Raw genomic sequence first — 6,501 nt, forward strand, 5'->3', positions numbered from 1 at the left:
GGTCGGATCACAATATGATCCTCTTTTAATTCCAGTTCTACTTTATCCTGAAATTGATACTTTTCCAGAATCACTTTATTGAGTCGTAACCCTTTTGAATTCCCTATTTTTATGATGGTGGCTTCCATAATATTTTACTTTTATGTAATTACAACGTAATTACTTTTATAGAAGTTTGTTAAACTTCTCTTGTACAATTTGAGATCAGACTGATATCTGTTATTTGACTAGTTTGGTCCAGAAACTGATGTTTTTGGGGACACCATTTAGTTGGCATTCTCCCGTTTGAAAGTAGTAATAGAACTCATTTGCTAAGTAATTCTCAAGGTCATATCCATAATAAATTATGTCAGTTTGATAAACCGAAAATACTGGATTTCCTACTTCATTAAGAGAATCGGGGATGTAACGATGGCCATTTGTGGGAATTAATTTAGGTGCTTTTTCTAATTGCCTTTTCGCAACTTCACAAGATTCCTCTGGATCGTCAGGTTTTATTCCCTATGAATTCATCCAAAATGAGTTGTTCTTAATATCAATACATATTCCTTTGTAAGGCTAATCCATACTTTTCTTAATTGATTCTCTGGAATTAGAACGCCAATTCATGAAACCCCTCGATATGGGAAATGCATAACTTAGAAAAACCTTTTAAGTCTGGAGGAAACAAAAAGTGAAATTCCTCTTCAATCTGAATAATTTCTTCTTCACTTAAACCTTATTTAAAAATTACTACCGCTTTCTCTAAAGTTATTTTAGCCAGTTCAAAATCTATACTACAGATACTAATATCGTATAAATCTACCCAATTTCTTATCCATTTACAAACGGTTACAAACATTTACATACGAAAGTAAACGGGTAACTCCCGACTGTGGCGTTCGACCGGCCGTTACTTTGCTGACATCAATTCAATGTTTAACACAAAAATTCACGAATTATGAACGCATTAAAAAATCACGTACAATTAATTGGCAACTTAGGTCAGGACCCTGAAATAAAGCAACTGGAAAGTGGGAAGAAGCTGGCTAAGTTTTCTATCGCTACTACCGAATCCTATAAGAATAAAAGCGGTGAAATTGTAAACGATACGCAGTGGCACTCAATTGTAGCGTGGGATAGTCTAGCGCAGATTGCTGAAAAGTACCTGCATAAAGGCAAGCAAGTAGCACTAGCCGGTAAGCTCAGCCACCGCAATTACGAAGATAAAGATGGCGTAAAACGCTATGTAACTGAAATCGTAGCCAATGACCTACTAATGCTGGGTAAACGGGAGAATGCGGCGGGAGATGATCTTCCGTTCTAGTTAGTAGCATTGCTGCTTAATAAATAACCGAAGTCTTCCGAACTTCGGTTATTTACTTTTCGCTATTCTTACGTGCGTAGGGTTTCCTTAGTAGTTCATCAGCATTTGGAATATGCTATTCTTAGTATTACAGCTATAATCTAAAATTTGACGACTATGAAGCGCATATTGTATTTAAGCTTTGCTCTACTAGCACTTTTTGTTTCGAGCTGTTCTGAAGAGGATGCGGCCGAAAAACCTTCCTTTTTAACGTTAGAAGAACGAATAATTCAACCTACTCTTGTCTCATTTAATATACGGGTTAATGAAGCAGCAGGGGAAGGTATGGTTTACTTTAATATTTACGATTCTGCTGATCCAGCTCCCACTGCTAATAATTTAAAGGGTAACCGAACCACTCAAAGTTTAGCTATGAAAAGTGGCGGGTTTACATTCGGTAATTTTCAAGGGTTAACTCCTAGTACCAGCTACGTAATATACGGTTTCATGGAATCGGATGGTGTAGCAGGTGACGTAGTGTCCTTGAAGATTACAACAAAAGAGGAGTAAGCAGTAATCAGAACTAACGAGAACTAGAGAAAAGCCAAAAAGGTCTTTTTGACTAAACAAGTAAGTTACTTTTCCTACAGAATTGAAATCATCCGAAGTTTTCAAAGCTTTGGATGTTTATTTTGGAGGAACAATCTGCCTTGTGTTAGTCCAACGTATAAAACTCGTACGCAATATTCCAAGTAAACTTTTTGCCGGAAGCGACATTTACCTGAATATAAGGCTCAGGACAAGCCGTAGTGTAAGAGGCCCAATAGATCATTTTTAGTAAGGGCTGGTCGCCCATGATGAGTACGCCTGCGCTAGAGTTTATGTTTTCAATTCGGATATTATAATCATCCGCTGTTGGGCCATAGCCCTTTAAATTAGAAGTAAATACTGACTCCCCATCTTGCAGTGCGGTCTGATAAATTAGCTTGTTGCCTTCAGTTACTACCGTTTCCCCAAACCCCCTTCCTTCTTCAGCCTCAAGATCATAACCAAAAGTGGTTACTATATTGGGGCCTGTGGTTTCACCATCAATGATGAAGAAATTGTGGTTGTAAACAGTTGTTTCTAATAGTTTCTTACCGGTATTTTTCAGTTGGTGTTCCAGTATCATCTTGGGTTCGCCCTCCGCTAAGCGAATGGTTTTAGTATATTCGTAGGCGTATTCATCGTACTCTAGCGTTTGCACCAACCTAACTTGGTCATCTTCCGGCCGAATTTTCCACTGCCCACCTTCCACAATTTCGTACTGATCCATAAAGTGATAGGGCTTATCATCCAACTTGCGCAGTATGCCAATACCAATGACCAAAAAAGTATCGCCTTCTTCGTACCCAATTGGGTAAAATGCTTCTACTGGTCCACTGATAGACTCAGGATTGAGCGGATCATGTTTGGGCAGCCAATTGCCAAAGTACTCATGCCCCTTATACTGCAAACTACCAATTATGCCCGCCCAGTCGAAGCGGGTGCTGCGGTAATAGCCACCTTTGGCATCCGGTAAGTAGACCTTCGCCTTAATTTGATCATTGTTAATTGTAGTACTGGGAAAGTCAGATTGGGCGGTGGCCATAGTATTGAGTAGTAAAAGGCTTAGAAAAGCTAATATGAATTTCATAGGAACTAGGGGGTATACTTACTACTGCCAATAATGTACAACGAGCAGAGAATAATTAGACCAGTTGAGCCTTTCGCTGACTGGGTTTTCGCTTAGCTTTTTTACGCAGCTTGTTAATCCAGATAATTGTTCCGGTTACAGGCAGACTGGTGGCAATCAAGCAAGCAATGAAGTAGATAATCTTAGAAAAGGTGCCGTAGAACGTCCCCATATGCAACGCTTTAATGGAGCGAGCTACCCGCTCGTTCCAGGGTTTCTCAGAGAAGACTTCTAACTTCAAAACCTCAGCCGTGTACGGATTGAGTTTCACTACATCTCCTGCTGAAGGAGCAAAGAATCCGGTTTGATACTTCGTAACAACGATTGGCTTTTGCGGTTCGTCGGAAAATGAAATTCGGTAGTCACCCTCATAGGGTAGTTGTTCGTTGGCAATCCGAAGGAAATCGGCTACCAATAGGGTGCTTTCGCTGTCCTCCGCTTTAATACTAAATTCCTCGTCGGGGCGGTTGCGCTCTACTCCCAGCACATTGTACAACCCGGTTCGGTACCACTCAAACGACCATTGCAAACCAGTTAAGGCCATAATCAGCAGTAGAAACGACGAGTAGAAACCCAGTGCGTTATGCAAATCGTGATTGGTACGTTTCCAACTGCCGCTAAATTTGATTCGCAAACCCTGCTTCCAAGACTTAAGCCGCTGGGGAAACCAAATGACTAGACCGGTTAGGATGATGAACACAAAAATGAGTGTAGCTACACCCACAATGGGGCGACCAACTTCCGTATCCAGCAGTAACCAGCGGTGTAAGCGGAAGACCATCATAAAAAACTCCGAACCCGCTCCTTGGGTGGTGCCTTTTATTTCGGCGGTATAGGGGTCAACCAGATAGGTAGTTCCGCGACGTTCGCCTTCTTTCTTGACCGAAACCTCGTAGCTCCACGCTTCATCCGCCGGAATACGCAATGCAGTTACCTTTCCTTCAGGCAAGGCTTGCTCTACGCGTTGGGTAATCGTTTCCGCCGCCAATCGCTCCGCGTTAGGTTGGATTACTATTTCGTATCGTTCCGGATTTAGTGCTTCCTGAATTTCTGAGCTGAAGGTATAGATTGTACCAGTTAGGCAAACCACAAACAGAATCAGGCCCGCTCCAATACCTAGCCACAGGTGAATATTGTTAAATAGCTTCCTAATTTTCTTCCAAGTAGAATTGGTTTCTTTCGCTCTCATAGAATAGTTAGGTTACCTACCAAACGTGCTACTATTTGTAATTAGTCTAAATAGCTGCATTGGCTAAAATATTAGATTGGAATGAGATTGACAAGATGTAGAAGGAAAATATTTTACTAGTAAATGTTTCCGCAGGCACTAAAAAATAAGTCTAAATATTTAGAGCTAGCAAATTATAAAGTGGGTTATCTAGAAATTGATTAAAGCCAGATAACCACCCTAAAAGCAACCAAAATAGCCCTCCCAATTGCATATCAATGCACTTAATAGCTTTACACCACGTTTTATGTTTATCAATCTAGTACAGATCATTATATTTGTCATTATACCAAAATCTAGCATGGCCAACTATAATATTGATGCCAATAAACAGGTCACCTACGATGCCATCGTTATTGGGTCGGGGATAAGCGGCGGATGGGCCGCGAAGGAGCTTTGTGAGAAAGGACTAAAAACCTTGGTGCTCGAGCGCGGAAGAATCGTAGAACACGTCAAGGATTACCCCACGATGCACGATGACCCCTGGGATATGGAGCTCCGGGGCGGACTGACTCCCGAAGAAAAGGAGAAACACTACAAAGCTGCCAGATCAGGATTTATCGGACAGGATACCGAACACTTCTGGGCGAACGACCAGGAAAATCCTTATACCGAAGTCAAACCCTTCCTGTGGATGCGGGCCCACCAGATGGGCGGACGCTCTTTACTCTGGGGCAAGCAAACCTACCGCTGGAGTAATCTTGACTTTGAGGCCAACGCCAAAGACGGCCACGGCGTAGACTGGCCCATTCGCTACCAAGACATTGCTCCCTGGTATACTTACGTAGAGAAGTTTGCGGGTATTAGTGGTGAAGCACTCGGCCTGCCGCAGCTGCCCGATAGCCATTTTCTGCCCCCCATGGAGCTTAACTGCGTAGAGAAGCACGTAAAACAACGCATCGAGAACGAATTTCCGGGGCGTCATATGATCATCGGCCGGGCGGCGCACCTTACCGAGCCGCTCAATGGCCGGGGAAAGTGCCAGTATCGAAACCGCTGTAGCCGGGGTTGTCCGTACGGGGCTTATTTTAGCAGCAACGCCGTCACCCTGCCGGCCGCTCATGCTACGGGCAATCTTACCATTCGCCCCTATTCTATTGTGCAGTCCGTCATTTATGACGACGAAAAGGGGAAAGCCACCGGGGTGCGCATCATTGATGCCGAAACCAATGAGGCCATTGAGTATAAATCAAAAATAATCTTCTGCAATGCCTCAACCCTGAGCACTACTCAGATTCTTCTTAACTCGGTCTCAGGTCGGTTTGAAAACGGACTGGGCAACGATAGCGGCGAACTGGGGCACAACCTGATGGACCATACCTACCGGGTAGGCGCGATGGGGCAGGTTGAGGGTTTTGATGATAAATACTACAAGGGCAGACGCCCCAACGGCATCTACATTCCTCGCTACGTTAATATCGATGAGCAAACCCAGTCGGATAAATTCCTTCGGGGCTTTGGCTACCAGGGAGGGGGAGAGCGCGCTGGAATGCAGGCGACCGCCAACCGTCCTGAGTTTGGGGCCGACTACAAGGATAGTATCCTTAAACCCGGTCCCTGGGAGTTTTTCATCACCGGATTCGCCGAATGCCTGCCGTATCACGAGAACCAGGTAACCCTCGATACCGATACGCTGGACAAGTGGGGGCAACCAACGCTGGCCATCGACTGCGAGTTTAAAGAAAATGAGAAAGCCCTTAACCGGCAGATTCAGGAAGATGCCGTAGAAATGCTCGAGCGGTCCGGGCTAAAAGGTGTCGTTGGGTTTGATAAAGAGCACAGTCCGGGCTTTGGCATCCACGAAATGGGAACGGCCCGGATGGGACGCGACCCCAAAACATCGGTGCTAAATGCCTTCAATCAGGTGCACGCTGCCAAGAATGTGTTTGTCACCGACGGAGCCTGCATGACGTCCTCTTCGTGTGTGAACCCATCGCTCACCTACATGGCACTCTCGGCCAGGGCGGCCAATCATGCGGTAGAAGAATTAAAAAAACGAAATATTTGATATTATGAACAGAAGAACCGCCCTTCGGCACACCGGATTGATGGCCGGAGCCACCGCCTTTGCTCCCTCCCTGTTGGCACTACTTAACGCCTGCCAGAGCGAAGCCCACCTAGACTGGCAACCCCAGTTCTTTAGCGAAGAGGAGGCCCGGTGTATAACGAGTCTTATTGATACGATTCTGCCCCGTACCGACACCCCCGGAGCGCTGGATGTGCAGGCTGATCGCTTCATCGATCAGGTTATCGCCCAGACCTACGGTGCGGAAG

General features: G+C 44.7%; 6 protein-coding genes. 4 read left to right on the forward strand and 2 right to left on the reverse strand.

The features are described from left to right. Window positions 1–940: 940 nt before the first annotated feature. Window positions 941–1,306, forward strand: a complete 366-nt coding sequence (locus WBA23_RS15255; protein ID WP_424583145.1) for a single-stranded DNA-binding protein — start codon at window positions 941–943, stop codon at window positions 1,304–1,306. A 156-nt stretch (window positions 1,307–1,462) separates the two neighbouring features. After that, window positions 1,463–1,855 carry a hypothetical protein gene (locus WBA23_RS15260; protein WP_424583146.1) on the forward strand — a complete coding sequence of 131 codons (393 nt, stop codon included), beginning with the start codon at window positions 1,463–1,465 and terminating at the stop codon, window positions 1,853–1,855. A gap of 145 nt (window positions 1,856–2,000) precedes the next feature. Here WBA23_RS15260 and WBA23_RS15265 read toward each other — a convergent pair whose 3' ends face one another. Continuing rightward, entirely contained in the window at window positions 2,001–2,960 is a 960-nt protein-coding gene (locus WBA23_RS15265) for a hypothetical protein (RefSeq protein ID WP_424583147.1), read from the reverse strand. Between the two features lie 55 nt (window positions 2,961–3,015). Beyond that, window positions 3,016–4,188 carry a PepSY-associated TM helix domain-containing protein gene (locus tag WBA23_RS15270; RefSeq protein ID WP_424583148.1) on the reverse strand — a complete coding sequence of 391 codons (1,173 nt, stop codon included), beginning with the start codon at window positions 4,186–4,188 and terminating at the stop codon, window positions 3,016–3,018. Between the two features lie 340 nt (window positions 4,189–4,528). Here WBA23_RS15270 and WBA23_RS15275 point away from each other — a divergent pair, with 340 nt between their 5' ends. Together WBA23_RS15275 and WBA23_RS15280 are read left to right on the forward strand one after the other, a co-directional pair. Then, window positions 4,529–6,235 carry a GMC oxidoreductase gene (locus WBA23_RS15275; RefSeq protein WP_424583149.1) on the forward strand — a complete coding sequence of 569 codons (1,707 nt, stop codon included), beginning with the start codon at window positions 4,529–4,531 and terminating at the stop codon, window positions 6,233–6,235. 4 nt (window positions 6,236–6,239) lie between these two features. Next, the coding region (locus tag WBA23_RS15280) for a gluconate 2-dehydrogenase subunit 3 family protein (protein WP_424583150.1) at window positions 6,240–6,501 on the forward strand (262 nt) is incomplete at its 3' end.

Origin of the sequence: Tunicatimonas sp., from assembly GCF_049647865.1 — a bacterium.
GTDB lineage: Bacteria > Bacteroidota > Bacteroidia > Cytophagales > Cyclobacteriaceae > Tunicatimonas.

Coding starts and splice junctions, on each gene's coding strand:
- WBA23_RS15255 (WP_424583145.1), top strand. CDS start 941: ATGAACGCATTAAAAAATCACGTACAATTAATTGGCAACTTAGGTCAG.
- WBA23_RS15260 (WP_424583146.1), top strand. CDS start 1,463: ATGAAGCGCATATTGTATTTAAGCTTTGCTCTACTAGCACTTTTTGTT.
- WBA23_RS15265 (WP_424583147.1), bottom strand. CDS start 2,960: ATGAAATTCATATTAGCTTTTCTAAGCCTTTTACTACTCAATACTATG.
- WBA23_RS15270 (WP_424583148.1), bottom strand. CDS start 4,188: ATGAGAGCGAAAGAAACCAATTCTACTTGGAAGAAAATTAGGAAGCTA.
- WBA23_RS15275 (WP_424583149.1), top strand. CDS start 4,529: ATGGCCAACTATAATATTGATGCCAATAAACAGGTCACCTACGATGCC.